The organism is Streptomyces sp. SYSU D01066-1 (assembly GCF_054956795.1).
This window is the reverse complement of the sequence record NZ_JBUDHV010000007.1, coordinates 222,922-237,514: the sequence shown is the minus strand read 5'-3', so window position 1 is coordinate 237,514 and position 14,593 is coordinate 222,922. Positions and strand designations below refer to the sequence as shown.

The 14,593-nt window shown below is 73.0% G+C and carries 13 protein-coding genes; 7 read left to right on the top strand and 6 right to left on the bottom strand.

Translation table 11 applies throughout. The annotated features are described in order from the left end of the window. The first annotated feature begins 557 nt into the window (after positions 1-557). Both ACY1JF_RS10160 and ACY1JF_RS10155 read left to right on the top strand, forming a co-directional pair. The gene (locus tag ACY1JF_RS10160; protein ID WP_462704676.1) at positions 558-1,862 is read left to right on the top strand and encodes a M18 family aminopeptidase; all 1,305 of its coding nucleotides are present in this window, start codon (positions 558-560) and stop codon (positions 1,860-1,862) included. 100 nt (positions 1,863-1,962) lie between these two features. Then, a complete protein-coding gene (locus ACY1JF_RS10155; RefSeq protein ID WP_462704675.1) occupies positions 1,963-2,208 on the top strand; it encodes a DUF6458 family protein in 246 nt (81 codons plus the stop codon). A gap of 31 nt (positions 2,209-2,239) precedes the next feature. Here ACY1JF_RS10155 and ACY1JF_RS10150 read toward each other — a convergent pair whose 3' ends face one another. Then, positions 2,240-2,641: a cupin domain-containing protein gene (locus tag ACY1JF_RS10150; protein ID WP_462704674.1), complete on the bottom strand. Its 402-nt coding sequence runs from the start codon at positions 2,639-2,641 to the stop codon at positions 2,240-2,242. Between the two features lie 52 nt (positions 2,642-2,693). On the opposite strand from ACY1JF_RS10150, the gene ACY1JF_RS10145 reads away from it, so the two are divergent. The 3 genes from ACY1JF_RS10145 (at position 2,694) to ACY1JF_RS10135 (ending at position 5,247) form a co-directional block, all read left to right on the top strand. Next, positions 2,694-3,707, top strand: a complete 1,014-nt coding sequence (locus ACY1JF_RS10145) for a GlxA family transcriptional regulator (RefSeq protein ID WP_462704673.1) — start codon at positions 2,694-2,696, stop codon at positions 3,705-3,707. Beyond that, positions 3,704-4,234 (top strand): LURP-one-related/scramblase family protein, encoded by a 531-nt coding sequence (locus ACY1JF_RS10140; RefSeq protein ID WP_462704672.1) that lies wholly within the window; start codon positions 3,704-3,706, stop codon positions 4,232-4,234. The genes ACY1JF_RS10145 and ACY1JF_RS10140 overlap by 4 nt, the downstream gene beginning before the upstream one ends. A gap of 188 nt (positions 4,235-4,422) precedes the next feature. Further along, a complete protein-coding gene (locus ACY1JF_RS10135; protein WP_462704671.1) occupies positions 4,423-5,247 on the top strand; it encodes a maleylpyruvate isomerase family mycothiol-dependent enzyme in 825 nt (274 codons plus the stop codon). Between the two features lie 315 nt (positions 5,248-5,562). Here ACY1JF_RS10135 and ACY1JF_RS10130 read toward each other — a convergent pair whose 3' ends face one another. Beyond that, positions 5,563-6,879 carry an MFS transporter gene (locus ACY1JF_RS10130; protein WP_462704670.1) on the bottom strand — a complete coding sequence of 439 codons (1,317 nt, stop codon included), beginning with the start codon at positions 6,877-6,879 and terminating at the stop codon, positions 5,563-5,565. Continuing rightward, positions 6,876-7,526: a GntR family transcriptional regulator gene (locus ACY1JF_RS10125; protein WP_462704669.1), complete on the bottom strand. Its 651-nt coding sequence runs from the start codon at positions 7,524-7,526 to the stop codon at positions 6,876-6,878. Before ACY1JF_RS10125 ends, ACY1JF_RS10130 begins: the two co-directional genes overlap by 4 nt. Positions 7,527-7,768: 242 nt before the next feature. Between ACY1JF_RS10125 and ACY1JF_RS10120 the strand changes: the two genes are divergently transcribed. Then, positions 7,769-8,617, top strand: a complete 849-nt coding sequence (locus tag ACY1JF_RS10120; RefSeq protein WP_462704699.1) for a D-alanyl-D-alanine carboxypeptidase family protein — start codon at positions 7,769-7,771, stop codon at positions 8,615-8,617. A gap of 160 nt (positions 8,618-8,777) precedes the next feature. Here the strand turns inward: ACY1JF_RS10120 and ACY1JF_RS10115 are convergent, their stop codons facing one another. Genes ACY1JF_RS10115 through pdhA form a run of 3 tightly spaced genes read right to left on the bottom strand, consistent with a single transcriptional unit; the run spans position 8,778 to position 12,593 of the window. Then, positions 8,778-10,361, bottom strand: a complete 1,584-nt coding sequence (locus ACY1JF_RS10115) for a dihydrolipoamide acetyltransferase family protein (RefSeq protein ID WP_462704698.1) — start codon at positions 10,359-10,361, stop codon at positions 8,778-8,780. Between the two features lie 19 nt (positions 10,362-10,380). Then, entirely contained in the window at positions 10,381-11,358 is a 978-nt protein-coding gene (locus tag ACY1JF_RS10110; protein ID WP_462704668.1) for an alpha-ketoacid dehydrogenase subunit beta, read from the bottom strand. A 2-nt stretch (positions 11,359-11,360) separates the two neighbouring features. Continuing rightward, positions 11,361-12,593 carry a pyruvate dehydrogenase (acetyl-transferring) E1 component subunit alpha gene (gene pdhA / locus ACY1JF_RS10105; protein WP_462704667.1) on the bottom strand — a complete coding sequence of 411 codons (1,233 nt, stop codon included), beginning with the start codon at positions 12,591-12,593 and terminating at the stop codon, positions 11,361-11,363. 886 nt (positions 12,594-13,479) lie between these two features. Between pdhA and ACY1JF_RS10100 the strand changes: the two genes are divergently transcribed. Further along, the gene (locus ACY1JF_RS10100) at positions 13,480-14,511 is read left to right on the top strand and encodes a phosphotransferase (RefSeq protein ID WP_462704666.1); all 1,032 of its coding nucleotides are present in this window, start codon (positions 13,480-13,482) and stop codon (positions 14,509-14,511) included. Positions 14,512-14,593: the final 82 nt, after the last annotated feature.

The following is a 14,593-nucleotide window of genomic DNA, read 5'->3' as shown; positions in this document are numbered from 1 at the left end:
GGTCCCGGCGGCTCCCGGGAGAGCGTGGAGCGGCTCCCCCCGAGTTCGGCGGCGCCCTGTGGCCGGCTCGGCCGCGCGGGCGCCGGCGGCACGCTCCAGCAGGGGGATCCGCTCCGTGCGTGCCCGGCGGGCAGCCGCCGAAGCCCCGCGTCAGGTCCGTGCCCGCGCCCCGCTCCTGCCCGGACGTCCGCCACGCGAGCGGAAGCGGAGAGCGACGTCCCTGGCGAGCGGGACCGTGCCACCGCCGGGGCCTCCCCTCTCGGGCGGTCGCACGCGGCGGTCCCCGTCGCGGTGGCGGCCTGCCTCGTCACCGGGTGAACCACCCGGTCACCACCCGGTCACCGATCAGGACACGGCGCGGGGAGCGGCTGCCGGACTCCTGGTGTCCGGCGACGCCCCCGCCGCTGCGGGCAGCCCGGACGGCACCGCGCCGGAGCGGCGGCGCCGCAGGTCAGCGGTGTCCATCGGGTGCGCGGCCGGTACCGCGGCTATGCCGACGACCGGGACCGGGCCCGTGCCCTTCATGCGGGTGGACGTCCCGTCATTAAGGTGGCCCCATGAGCGAACCCCCCCGCTTCGACCGCGGCCACACCGATGACCTGATGTCCTTCCTCGCGGCGTCCCCGACGCCGTACCACGCCGTGGCGAACGCCGCCCGGCGGCTGGAGGAGGCGGGATTCCGGCAGGTCGCGGAGACGGACGCCTGGGACGCGACGAGCGGCGGCAAGTACGTGCTGCGCGGCGGCGCGATCATCGCCTGGTACGTCCCCGAGGGCGCCGATCCGCACACCCCCTTCCGCGTCGTCGGCGCCCACACCGACTCCCCCAACCTGCGCGTCAAGCCGCGTCCCGACACCGGGGCGCACGGCTGGCGCCAGGTCGCCGTGGAGATCTACGGCGGCCCGCTGCTGAACTCCTGGCTCGACCGCGACCTGGGCCTGGCCGGCCGGCTCAGCCTGCGCGACGGCTCGACCCGGCTGGTCAACGTCGACCGGCCCCTGCTGCGCGTCCCCCAGCTCGCCATCCACCTCGACCGCGACGTCACCGCCGACGGCCTCAGACTCGACAAGCAGCGCCACCTCCAGCCGGTCTGGGGCCTCTCCGAGACCGTCCGCGACGGCGACCTGATCGCCTTCCTGGAGCAGGAGGCGGGCCTGGACGCCGGTTCGGTCACCGGCTGGGACCTGATGACGCACTCCGTGGAGGCCCCGGCGTACCTGGGCCGCGACCGGGAACTGGTCGCCGGGCCGCGCATGGACAACCTGCTGTCCGTGCACGCCGCCACGGCCGCGCTGGCCGCGGTCGCGGACGGCGGGGCCGGACTGTCGTACATCCCGGTCCTCGCCGCCTTCGACCACGAGGAGACCGGCTCGCAGTCGGACACCGGCGCGGACGGCCCGCTGCTCGGCACCGTGCTGGAACGCTCGGTGCTGGCGCGCGGCGGCACGTTCGAGGACCGGGCCCGCGCCTTCGCCGGCACCGTCTGCCTCTCCTCCGACACCGGCCACGCCGTCCACCCCAACTACGCGGAGCGGCACGACCCGACGCACCACCCGCGCGTCAACGGCGGCCCGATCCTCAAGGTCAACGTCAACAACCGCTACGCGACGGACGGTTCGGGCCGCGCGGTGTTCGCCGCCGCCTGCGAGAAGGCGAACGTCCCCTTCCAGTCCTTCGTCTCCAACAACTCCATGCCGTGCGGCACGACGATCGGCCCGATCACCGCCGCCCGGCACGGCATCCGGACCGTCGACATCGGCGCCGCCATCCTGTCGATGCACAGCGCCCGCGAGCTGTGCGGCGCCGACGACCCGCGGCTGCTGGCGGACGCGCTGGCGGCGTTCCTGGGCGGTGACGCGTAAGTACGGTGTGCCGCATGGGTGTTGCCTGCCGGGGTATCCGAACGGAACCGGATCGACCGGAAGGACCGGAACCGACCGGATCTACAGGGAGGCGACAGTCATGGGCCTCGGCGGGTGCATCATCCTCATCGCCGTGGGAGCCATCCTCACGTTCGCGACCGACTGGGACATGCAGGGTGTCAACCTCGACCTGGTCGGCGTCATCTTCATGATCGTCGGTCTGATCGGTGTCGCGACCTTCAGCAGCATCGCCCGCAGGCGGCGCGTCGTGATGCCCCCGACGGCCCCGGTCGTCGAGGAACGGCCCCACTCGCGTGACGGCTACAACAACGGGTACGGCGGCTGACGCCCCGGCCCCTCCCAGGCGTCCGGCCCCGTCACCGCGTGGTCCCCAGCGCGTGCCCCGTCGTCACGTCCACGTGGTCGGGTACGGCGTCGTGGCGGTCGCCGACGGTGGAGGTGCCGGTGGGCTCCAGCAACAGGATGCGCGTGGGGACGGGGGCGGACGGCTTGTGTTCCGTGCCGCGCGGGACCGTGAAGACCGAGCCCGCGGGCAGGACGACCACGCGTTCGCCGGCCGGCTCGCGCAGGGCGATGCGCAGTTCGCCGTCGAGGACGAGGAAGAACTCGTCGGTGTGGTCGTGGACGTGCCAGAGGTGCTCGCCCTCGACCTTGGCGATCCGGACGTCGTACTCGTTGACGGTGGTGACGACGCGCGGGCTCCAGTACTCCGTGAAGGAGTCGAGGGCGGCGGTGAGGGAGACGGGTTCCTTGGTCATGGCACCATCGTGCGGGCCGCCGTACGCGCCGCGCGAGTGCTAGAAATCGCATGTGACGCATGATTCCTCGCAGTCCTCCCGGTCCGCCCCGCCGCACCGGGTCGTGGTGATCGTCGACGAGGGCACCAATCCGTTCGAGGTCGGTTGTGCCACCGAGATGTTCGGGCTGCCCCGGCCCGAACTCGGACTGCCGGGGCCGTTGTACGAGGTGACGCTGTGCGGGCCCGCGTCCGTGGTCCGGATGAACCACGGGTTCTTCAGCGTCACCGGCCTGTCCGGCCTGGATGCCGTGGACACGGCGGACACGCTCGTCGTCCCCGGCCGGCCGGACAACGTCGTGCCGCGGGACCGGGACGTCCTGGAGGCCGTCCGGCGCGCGCACGCCCGGGGCGCCCGCGTGGTCAGCCTGTGCACCGGCAGCTTCGCGCTCGCCGAGGCCGGGCTGCTCGACGGGCGGCGGGCCGCGACCCACTGGATGTGGGCCGACACCTTCCGTCGGCTGCACCCGCGCGTGCTGCTGGAACCGGACGTGCTGTTCGTGGACGACGGGGACGTGCTCACCGCGGCGGGCAGCACGGCCGCGCTGGACCTGGGCCTCCACCTCTGGCGCCGGGACCACGGCGCCGAGATCGCCAACGCCGTGTCCCGGCGGCTGGTGTTCGCCGCGCACCGGGACGGCGGACAGCGGCAGTTCGTGGAACGGCCGGTGCCCGACGTGCCGGACTCCTCGCTGGCACCGCTGCTGGCCTGGGCGCAGGAGCGCCTGGGGGAGCCGCTGACGGTGGCGGACCTGGCGGCCCGTGCGGCGGTCTCCCCGGCCACCTTGCACCGGCGGTTCCGGGCGCAGCTGGGCACGACGCCGCTCGCCTGGCTCACGGCGGAGCGCGTGACCCTCGCCCGGCGGCTGATCGAGCGCGGTGAGGAACGGCTGGACGTGGTGGCCGCGCGCACCGGGCTGGGGAGCGCCGCGAACCTGCGGGCGCGGCTGCGCCGGGAGACCGGACTCAGCCCCTCGGCCTACCGCCGACGTTTCGGGCCGGCCGCCGGGGAAGCGATGCCCGTATGAGATTCCTCCTGTACGACCGGCTCCTCGGCTTCGGTGACGACTACTGGATCGAGGACGACCGGGGCGACAAGGTGTTCCTCGTCGACGGCAAGGCGATGCGGCTGCGGGACACCTGGGAGCTGAAGGACGCCCGGGGGCGGGTCCTGGCCGGCATCCACCAGAAGATGTTCGCGCTGCGCGGCACCATGGTGATCGAACGGGCCGGCGAGCAGCTGGCCACCATCCGGCGCGAGCGGCTGTCACTGCTGCGCGACCACTACCGGGTGGCCCTCGCCGACGGCGACGGGCTCGACGTCAGCGGCAGGATCCTCGACCGGGAGTTCGCCATCGAGTACGACGGCGGGCCGCTGGCCGTGGTCTCCCGCCGCCTGCTGACCGTCCGGGACGCCTACGGCCTGGACGTCGTCCACGAGGACGCCGACCCGGCACTGCTGATCGCGCTGACGGTGTGCGTGATCCACCTGGCCGAGAAGGAGCGGGAGAAGGAGCGGGAGAGGGACCGCGAGAAGGAGCCGGGGGGCGGCTGAGCGGGCGCCCGGCGCCGGGCGGGGGCCCACCCTGGCGTTCCAGGTGTCAACACGGGCCTACGATCGTCACACGAAAGCACTGCCGGGGTGCCGCACAGCAGCGTAACTTAGCCTCCCAAGACGCCCGCCGACCGCCGCCCGTCCACCTGTACCGACCGACTGTACCGACCGCCGAGGGGTCCCGTTCCGTGAGTCTGCATCCCACCCTCCAGCCCTACGCCGACGCCTGGACTCACTCCATCGAAGCGATATCCGAGCTGGTGCAGCCGCTCGTGGAAGCAGAGTGGAACCGCCGTACGCCGTGCCCCGGCTGGTCCGTGCGTGATGTCGTCTCCCATGTCATCGGCCTGGACTCGGAGATGCTCGGCGACCCGCGTCCCATCCACGCGCTCCCGCGCGACCTGTTCCACGTCACCAATGACCACCAGCGCTACATGGAGATGCAGGTCGACGCCCGTCGGCACCACACGGCGCCCGAGATGACCGCCGAGCTGGAATACATGATCATCCGGCGCAACCGGCAGCTGCGCAACGAGTCGCGCGACCCGGACGCCAAGGTGCGCGGCCCGCTCGGCGCCGAGCTGACCCTGGAGGAGGCGATGCGCCGGCACGCCTTCGAGGTGTGGGTGCACGAGCAGGACCTGCGCACCGCCCTCGGCCACCCCGGCGACCTCGACTCCCCCGGCGCGCACGTCGCCCGTGACGTGCTGCTCGCCGAGCTGCCGCGGATCGTCGCCCAGGACGCGGACGCGCCGCGCAGTTCGGCCGTCGTCTTCGACGTCCACGGTCCCGTCGAGTTCCTGCGCACGATCCGCGTCGACATCCAGGGCCGCGGCACCCTGGAGACGGTCCCCGCGCTGGGCCCGGTCGCCACCCTGACCCTGGACTGGGAGACGTACGTCCGCCTGGCCTGCGGCCGGGTGACGCCGGAGGCGGTGGCCGACCGGGTGAAGACGGAGGGCGACCCGGAGCTGACGGCGGCGATCCTGCGGCACTTCACCGTCACCAAGTGACGGCCGCGTCCCCGGGCGGCGACCACCGTGGCCGCGGACGGGTGAGGGCCGTCGGCGGTTGACGCACGCGGGAGCCGGGCCGCGCGGGCGCACCGGGGGACCTGGGGGCGGGAGGGCGGCAGGGCGAGAGACCGGGGCCGGTGGCGTTGCCGGTCCCACCCAGCGGGGCAGGGCACGGTGACCGAGGGGCGTCCCGGCCGCGGTCGGTCCGTGGTGCGCGGTCGGTCCGTGGTGCGCGGCCGGTCCGTGGTGCGCGCCTGACCTGTGGTGCGCGGCCGAGCCATCGTGCGCGGCCGGCACCCCGGGCGCGCACCGTCACACGGGAACGTGCACCGACGACACCCGACTGGTGACCAGCCGCTCCCGCTCCCGCCGCGCCGCCCGTCCGCGCAGCCGCAGGATCTGCGAGACGCCCAGCGCCTGGAGCACGAACACCGCGCAGAAGGCGACCGTGTAGTCGTCCCCCGTGGCGTCCAGCAGCACGCCGATGGCCAGCAGCGTCGTCATCGAGGCGATGAAACCGCCCATGTTGGTGATGCCGGAGGCGGTGCCCTGACGTTCCGGCGGGTTGGCCGGGCGGGAGAAGTCGAAACCGATCATCGAGGCCGGTCCGCAGGCGCCCAGCACCACGCACAGCACGATCAGCAGCCACATCGGCGCGCGCTCGGCCGGGTAGGCGAGCGTCGCCGCCCACAGCAGGGCCGTGGCACCCACGGTCGCCAGCGCCAGCGGCAGCCGCGCCCCGTGGTGCCGGGCGACGACCTGGCCGTAGACCAGGCCGACGGCCATGTTCGACAGCACGACGAGGGTGAGCAGTTCGCCGGCCGTGGCGCGGGACAGGCCCTGTGCCTCGACCAGGAACGGCAGGCCCCACAGCAGCAGGAACACCATCGCCGGGAACTGCGTGGTGAAGTGCACCCACAGGCCGAGCCGGGTCCCCGGCTCCCGCCAGGAGGCGGCGATCTGGCTCCGTACGTACGTCGCGCCCCGGTGCGCCGACGGCTCGGGCTCGTGGCCCTCGGGGTGGTCCTTGAGGAAGAGCAGCAGCAGGACGAGGACGACCACGCCGGCCAGCGCGCTGCCGGCGAACGCCGCCGTCCAGCCGATGCCGTGCAGCAGGCGGGCGATGACCAGGGTGGAGACCAGGTTGCCGGCCATGCCGGCCAGTCCGGCCAGCTGGGCGACCACCGGCCCGCGCCGGGCCGGGAACCAGCGGGTGCCCAGCCGCAGCACGCTGATGAAGGTCAGCGCGTCACCGCAGCCCAGCAGCGCCCGCGAGGCCAGCGCCGTGCCGTAGGAGGGGGAGAGGGCGAAGCCGAGCTGGCCCAGGGTGAACAGCACCGCGCCGATGCCCAGCACCTTCTTGGTGCCGAGCCGGTCGACCAGCAGGCCGACGGGTATCTGCATGCCCGCGTAGACCAGCAGCTGGAGTATGGAGAAGGTGGACAGCGCCGAGGCGCCCACGTGGAAGCGCTCGACCGCGTCCAGTCCCGCGACACCCAGCGACGTGCGGAAGATGACGGCCACGAAGTAGACGGCGACGCCGACGCCCCAGACGGCGATCGCGCGCCGGCCGCCCGGGGGTTCCCCCTCCGGGCGGCCGGTGGGCAGCGGGGTACCGGCGCCGCTCATCGGACCTCCCCCCGGGCCAGGTGGGAGACCCAGCCGACGTGCCGGCCGACGGCACCGACGGCCGCCTCCGCGTCATCCGCGCGCAGCGCGTCGAGGATCTCCTGGTGCTCGGTGATGGTCTTGGCGATGCGGTCGGGGTGGGAGTGCATGACGGCGACGCCCATCCGCAGCTGGCGGTCGCGCAGCTGGTCGTAGAGGCGGGAGAGGATCTCGTTGCCGCCGCTGCGCACGATCTCGGCGTGGAAGCAGCGGTCGGCGACGGCGGCGGCGGCGAAGTCCCCGGCCGCGGCGCGCTCCTTGTGCTCGTCGAGCAGCTCCGCCAGCCGCGCGAGGAGCGCGGGCGGGGCGGGTACGGCCTTGCGGGCCGCGTGCTCCTCGACCAGCAGCCGCGTCTCCACCACGTCCGCGATCTCCTGCGCGGAGACGGGCAGGACGAGGGCGCCCTTCTTCGGGTAGAGCCGGATCAGCCCCTCGGCCTCCAGCCGCAGCAGCGCCTCGCGCACCGGGGTGCGCGAGACCCCGGTGGCCTCGGCCAGCTCACCCTCGGTCAGCAGGGTGCCGCCCTCGTAACGGCGGTCGAGGACACCTTGCTTGACGTGGGTGTAGACGCGGTCGGCGGCGGGAGGTTGCTTCACGGCCATGGTCATGCCCACAGGATAGATACAACAGGGGCGCATGAGGGATCGCGTCCGTCATGCGGACATCTCCCGTGCCGCGGGGCAACCATCCACCCCCGCCGCGAGTCGGACACAGACGCGGCATCATGCTGTTGCAGATGATGAACTGACCTCAACTCGGCGGCACCGCCGATGAATTACCGACAATCGGGGTACTTCACGTGAAAACCGTCAATCAGGGCTTCCGCTTCCGCAGAGCCGTCGCCGTCGCCGTGACGAGCGGCACCATGCTGGCGACCGGCGTCCTCACCGCGGCACCGGCCCAGGCCGTCACGACGCCGAGCATCACCGCCAAGGGCGGGTTCCTGATGAACAGCGCCAACGGCAAGACGCTCTACAGCAAGTCCGCCGACACCACGCGGCTCACCGCCTCCACCACGAAGATCATGACCGCGAAGGTCGTGCTCTCGCAGAGCAACCTGAACCTGGACTCCAAGGTCACCATCAAGAAGGCGTACAGCGACTACATCGTCTCCAAGGGTGCCTCGTCGGCCCGGCTGATCGTCGGTGACAAGGTCACCGTCCGCCAGCTCCTCTACGGGATGATGCTGCCGTCCGGCTGCGACGCCGCGATGGCGCTGGCCGACAAGTTCGGCTCCGGCTCGACCGTCTCGGCCCGCACCAAGAACTTCATCGGCAAGATGAACTCCATGGCCAAGAGCCTGGGCATGTCCCACACGCACTTCGACTCGTTCGACGGCATCAGCAACGGGTCCAACTACTCGACGCCGCGCGACCTGACCAAGCTCGCCCGCAGCGCGATGAAGAGTTCCACCTTCAAGTCGGTCGTGAAGGCCAAGACGTACAAGGCGAAGACCATCACCAAGACCGGGTCCACCCGCACCATGGCGACCTGGTCGAACACCAACACCCTGCTCGGCTGGAACGGCACGCTGGGCGTGAAGACCGGCTCCGGCTCCTCCGCCAAGTACTGCCTGGTGTTCGCCGCCACCAAGAACGGTGAGTCGGTGGTCGGCGCGGTGCTCACCTCGTCCTCGGCGGCCAACCGCACCTCGGACGTGAAGAAGCTCGTCAACTACGGCTACGCCAAGATCAGCTGACGCACCGTACGGAGTCGTACGGGAACGTACGGGACGTGCGGGACGTGCGGGGCATACGGGGACGCACCCGGAGCAGTACGGGAACACACCCGTGGCAGTACGGCCACATGGCGAAGGGGGTCCACCGCCGGCGGGCGGTGGACCCCCTTCGCCGTGCCCGCTACGCCCAGGTGATCAGCCGCTTGGGCTGCTCCAGGACCGCTGCCACGTCGGCGAGGACCTTGGAGCCCAGCTCGCCGTCGACCAGGCGGTGGTCGAAGCTCAGCGCCAGCGTGGTCACCTGGCGGGGCTTCACCTTGCCCTTGTGCACCCAGGGCTGGGGCTTGATCGCGCCGACGGCGAGGATCGCCGACTCGCCGGGATTGAGGATCGGCGTGCCGGTGTCGATGCCGAAGACGCCCACGTTGGTGATGGTGACCGTGCCGCCGCGCATCGCGGCCGGGGAGGTCCGGCCCTCCCGGGCCGTCGTCACCAGCTCGCCCAGCGAACGGGCCAGCTCCGGCAGTGTCTGGGCGTGCGCGTCCTTGATGTTCGGCACGATCAGGCCGCGCGGGGTCGCCGCCGCGATGCCCAGGTTGACGTAGTGCTTGACCACGATCTCCTGGGCCGCCTCGTCCCAGGAGGCGTTGATGTCCGGGTGGCGCCGGATCGCGACCAGCAGGGCCTTGGAGATCAGCAGCAGCGGATTGACCCGCAGGCCCTCGAACTCCTTGTCCCGCTTCAGCTCCTCGACCAGCTTCATGGTGCGGGTCACGTCGACCGTCACGAACTCCGTGACGTGCGGCGCGGTGAACGCCGAGCCGACCATCGCCGCGGCCGTCGCCTTGCGGACGCCCTTGACGGGGACGCGGGTCTCGCGGGACGCGTCGTACGGGGCCGGGGCGGACCCGGGCGGGGCGGACACCGCCGACGCGGGGGCAGCGGACGCGGGGGCAGCCGACGCGGGGGCCGGTGTCCCGGCGGGCGGCCCGCTCAGCGCCGCGTGCACGTCCTCGCGGGTGATCACGCCGTTCGGGCCGGTCGGGGTGATCGCCGCCAGGTCGACGCCGAGGTCCTTGGCGAGCTTGCGCACCGGGGGCTTGGCCAGCGGACGCCCGGTGGGGAGCGGGCCGCCGTGCCCCGCGGCGGCCGGGCTTCCGCCGTTCAGCTCGGCCTGGATCGAGGCGGTGGGTGCGGCTGCCGGTGCGGCTGCCGGTGCGGCTGCCGGTACGGCGGCGGGTGCGGCGGCCGGCCCCGCGACGGGACCCGTGGCAGGCCCCGCGACGGGCCGTCCCGCGACGGGATTCGTGGTGGGCTCGGCGGGCGTCTGCGGCGTCTTGCGAGGGCGGCGGCGGGTCGAGGAGGTCGCCACCCCGTAACCGACCAGGACCGGCTGGCGACCCTGCGGCTGCCCGGACGCACCGGCCCCGGACGCACCGGCCCCGGACGCCGCGCCCGCCGGTTCCTCCGCCGCCGTCTCCCGGACCGGCTCGGCGGCCGCCCCGCCGCCCGTGTCCACGGCGATGATCGCCGTGCCCACGTCGACCGTGGTGCCCTCGGGGACGTGCAGCGCGCGGACCACGCCGTCGTAGGGGATGGGCAGTTCCACCGCGGCCTTGGCCGTCTCGACCTCGCAGACCACCTGGCCGTCGGTGACCGTGTCGCCGGGCTGGACGTACCACTTGAGGATCTCGGCCTCGGTGAGTCCCTCGCCCACGTCGGGCATCTTGAACTCGCGCACGGCGCCCACGGACCCTTCCGTCATCGTCGTCACGACCCTCTCCTCAGTACGCCAGCGAGCGGTCGACGGCATCCAGCACCCGGTCCAGGTCGGGCAGGTACTCCTCCTCCAGACGCGCCGGCGGGTACGGCGCGTGGTAGCCGCCGACCCGGAGCACCGGGGCCTCCAGGTGGTAGAAGCAGCGCTCGGTGATCCGCGCGGCGATCTCCGCGCCGGAGCCGAGGAAGACCGGCGCCTCGTGCACCACGACCAGGCGGCGGGTCTTCTCCACCGAGGCCTGCACGGTGTCGAAGTCCAGCGGGGAGACCGAGCGCAGGTCGACGACCTCCAGGGACCGGCCCTCCTCCGCCGCCGCGTCGGCCACCTCCAGGCAGAGCTTCACCATCGGCCCGTAGGCGACCAGGGTGAGGTCGGTGCCCTCACGGGCCACCCGCGCCGCGTGCAGCGGGCCGGGGATCGCCTCCGGGTCGACCTCGCCCTTGTCCCAGTAGCGCCGCTTGGGCTCGAAGAAGATCACCGGGTCGTCGCTCTGGATGGCCTGCTGCATCATCCAGTAGGCGTCCGAGGGGTTGGACGGTGTGACCACCTTCAGGCCCGCCACGTGCGCGAAGAGCACCTCCGGGGACTCCGAGTGGTGCTCGACCGCGCCGATCCCGCCGCCGTAGGGGATGCGCACGACGACCGGCAGCTTGATCTTGCCCAGCGCGCGGGCGTGCATCTTCGCGAGCTGCGTGACGATCTGGTCGTACGCCGGGAAGACGAAGCCGTCGAACTGGATCTCCACCACGGGGCGGTAGCCGCGCAGCGCGAGGCCGATCGCCGTGCCGACGATGCCGGACTCGGCGAGCGGGGTGTCGATGACGCGGCCCTCGCCGAAGTCCTTCTGCAGGCCGTCCGTCACCCGGAACACCCCGCCGAGCTTGCCGACGTCCTCGCCCATGACCAGGACCTTGGGGTCCGTCTCCAGGGCGTGACGCAGCGACTCGTTGATCGCCTTGGCGATCGCCATCTTCTCGGCCATGATCAGACCCCCTCGGCCTCGGTGTCGGCGAACGACGCCTGGTAGGCGGCGAACTGGGCGCGCTCCTCGTCGACCAGCGCGTGCCCGTCCGCGTACGCGTGCTCGAAGAGGGCGAACCGGTCCGGGTCCGGCATGGCACGGACCACTTCGCGCACTCGTTTGCCCAACGCCTCGCTCTCGGCCTCCAGCTGCACGAAGAACCCCTCGTCCGCGTGGTGTGCGGCCTCCAGGTGGCGACGGAGGCGCAGGATCGGGTCCTTCGCCTCCCACGCGAGCCGCTCGTCGTCGTGGCGGTAGCGCGAGGGGTCGTCGGAGGTGGTGTGGGCGCCCATCCGGTAGGTGTACGCCTCGATGAGCGCCGGTCCCTCACCACGCCGGGCCCGCTCCAGCGCCCAGCGGGTGACCGCCAGGCAGGCCAGGACGTCGTTGCCGTCGACGCGGACGCCGGGGAAGCCGAAGCCCTCGGCGCGCTGGTAGAGCGGCACCCGGGTCTGCTTCTCGTTGGACTCCGAGATCGCCCACTGGTTGTTCTGGCAGAAGAAGATCACCGGCGCGTTGTAGACCGCGGCGAAGTTGAACGACTCCATGACGTCGCCCTGGCTGGAGGCGCCGTCGCCGAAGTAGGCGAGGACGGCCGAGTCGGCGCCGTCCATGGCGACGCCCATCGCGTAGCCGGTGGCGTGCAGCGTCTGGGAGCCGATGACGATGGTGTAGAGGTGGAAGTTGTTGCTGGTGGGGTCCCAGCCGCCGTTGTTGACGCCGCGGAACATGCCCAGCAGGTTGGTCGGGTCGACCCCGCGGCACCAGGCGACGCCGTGCTCGCGGTAGGTCGGGAAGACGTAGTCGTCCTCGCGGGTGGCCCGGCCGGAGCCGATCTGCGCGGCCTCCTGGCCGAGCAGCGACGCCCACAGCCCCAGTTCGCCCTGGCGCTGCAACGCGGTGGCCTCGGCGTCGAAGCGCCGGGTGAGCACCATGTCGCGGTACAGGCCGCGCAGCTCGTCGGGGGTGACACCGGCGACGTACGGGTCGAACTCGGCGTTCTTGACGCGCTTGCCCTCGGGCGTCAGCAGCTGCACGAGCTGCGGGTCGGTGCCCTTGGCGGCGGCGCGGGGGCTGCGCGCGGCGCGTTTGGTACCGGTGGCGCCGGCCGCCTTGGTGCCGGTGATGCCGGTGTTTCCGGCCTTGCTCCCGGCGCTGCGTCGCGGCTTGCGCGCGGCAGTGCTCTCCACGGTCACGTGTGCTCCTCCGTCGGTCCGGCCCCCGGGTTCGCCGGGAGGCGGTGCGGCTCACCCGCGTCCGGCGGGCGCACGGGGTGGGTGCGCCAAAGTCGGCTACGGGCGTGACAGGTGCCCCGGCGAGCGTCCTGCAAATAGCACGTTACCCAGTGCGCCACATATCTGTGAAACCCCTCCTGACCTGCATTTTTATTTGGGTTTCCTAGTAAATCGGCAAAGTCGGGAACAGGCACTGGTCACAGCGCCGCAGGAGGCCGGGACAACGGCACGTTATCCCGGCCGCCCCGGGCGCGGGAAGGGCCCGCGCGGGACCCCGGTTCCGTCCCCGGAGACGGGCGAATCGGGGCGCTTCCTCCCCTGCGGTCCGCGCCGCGCCCTCGGCCGGCCACCGGGCCGTGACGTCCTGGGGCGTACGGCCGGGACGCTCCGGCGCGTACGACCGGGGCGCCTCGGCGCGTACGGCTGTGGCACTCCGGTGCGTACGGCTGTGGCGCCCGCGCGAGAGCGGGCGGGGCGGAGGCGGAGGCGGGAGCGGGAGCCGAGGCGGGGCGGAGGCGGAGGCGGGAGCCGAGGCGGGGCGGAGGCGGAGGCGGGAGCCGAGGCGGGGCGGAGGCGGAGGCGGGAGCCGAGGCGGGGCGGAGGCGGGGCGGAGACGGGGCGGAGACGGGGCGGAGGCGGGCGGAGGCGGGAGCGGGGACCGAGGCGGAGGCGGGGGCAGAGGTCACGGAACACCACTTCGGGACACAGCGGGCGCGCTCCGATGCACCCCCTGACGGGATGGCGACCGAAAGCGACCACCGATGACTGTGTGTGAGAAAGCCCAGCTCACAACGGATCCCCGTGCCCTAGCATCAGCGGCGTGCCGCGCTTATGTGTACCCACCACTGTGCCTCACGCGCCCCCCTTGGGCGCCCTCCTCCCCCAGTACCGCGCCGGTTCCGCGCTCTCCTGCGAACCCGTCGACCAGGGTCTGCTCAACCGTGGCTGGCGCCTGTGCACCACCCGCGGCCGCTTCTTCCTCAAGCACCACTTCGACCCCGAGACCGCCACGCCGGCCGCCATCGACCGCCAGCACCGGGCCACCCGGCGCCTGGCCGGCCTGGGCGTCCCGGTCGCCCCCGCCCTGTCCGGCCGCGACGGGCGCACGGTGGTCGTGGTCGGCGGCCACTGCTACGCCCTGCACCCGTGGATCGAGGGCCGGCACCGGCACGGCGGACAGCTCACCGAGGCCCAGTGCGAACGGCTCGGCGCGCTGCTCGGTGCCGTGCACGCCGGTCTGGAACAGGTGATGCCGGGGGCCGAACCGCGCGCGGCGGTCCGGGCCGGAGCCGACGGCGTGCCCGACCCGGCCGCGAGCGCCGACCCCGCCGACACCTTCGCCCTCATCGACGACCTGCTCGCCCAGGTGCGCCGGCACCGGCCCGCCGACTCCTTCGACGCACTCGCCCGGCACCGGCTGCTGGAGCGCCGCGCACTCCTCGAACGGCACGCCGGCCGGCGTCCGCCGCGCGGTGGCGCGGTGGGCTGGGTGCACGGCGACTTCCACCCGTTCAACCTGCTCTACCGGGGGGAGGCGCCGGCCGCGATCGTGGACTGGGACCGGCTCGGCGTGCGCCCGCGCGCGGAAGAGGCCGTACGCGCCGCCGCGATCTTCTTCGTCCGCCCCGCCGGCCCGCTCGACCTGCCGAGGGTACGCGCGTACGCGCGCGCGTACCGGCGCACCGCGGGCGCCACGCCCTCCCAGCTCGTGGCCGCCGTGCACCGGGTGTGGTGGGAGCGGCTCAACGACTTCTGGATGCTGCGCTGGCACTACGAGCGCGGCGACCGGCGGGCCGACCCGCAGTTCCCCGCGGCGTCGGCCCTCGCGGTGTGGTGGACCCGGGAGTACGACGCGGTGTGCGAGGCGTTCGCCGACTGATCCCGGGGAGCGGTGCCGGCGGGCGCGGGGTTCCCGGTCGGTGCCGGCGCGGGGTTCCCGACCGGTATCGGCGGGCGCGGGG

Coding starts and splice junctions, on each gene's coding strand:
- ACY1JF_RS10125 (WP_462704669.1), bottom strand. CDS start 7,526: ATGACCATGGCCGTGAAGCAACCTCCCGCCGCCGACCGCGTCTACACC.
- ACY1JF_RS10150 (WP_462704674.1), bottom strand. CDS start 2,641: ATGACCAAGGAACCCGTCTCCCTCACCGCCGCCCTCGACTCCTTCACG.
- ACY1JF_RS10155 (WP_462704675.1), top strand. CDS start 1,963: ATGGGCCTCGGCGGGTGCATCATCCTCATCGCCGTGGGAGCCATCCTC.
- ACY1JF_RS10130 (WP_462704670.1), bottom strand. CDS start 6,879: ATGAGCGGCGCCGGTACCCCGCTGCCCACCGGCCGCCCGGAGGGGGAA.
- ACY1JF_RS10115 (WP_462704698.1), bottom strand. CDS start 10,361: ATGACGGAAGGGTCCGTGGGCGCCGTGCGCGAGTTCAAGATGCCCGAC.
- ACY1JF_RS10110 (WP_462704668.1), bottom strand. CDS start 11,358: ATGGCCGAGAAGATGGCGATCGCCAAGGCGATCAACGAGTCGCTGCGT.
- ACY1JF_RS10160 (WP_462704676.1), top strand. CDS start 558: ATGAGCGAACCCCCCCGCTTCGACCGCGGCCACACCGATGACCTGATG.
- ACY1JF_RS10140 (WP_462704672.1), top strand. CDS start 3,704: ATGAGATTCCTCCTGTACGACCGGCTCCTCGGCTTCGGTGACGACTAC.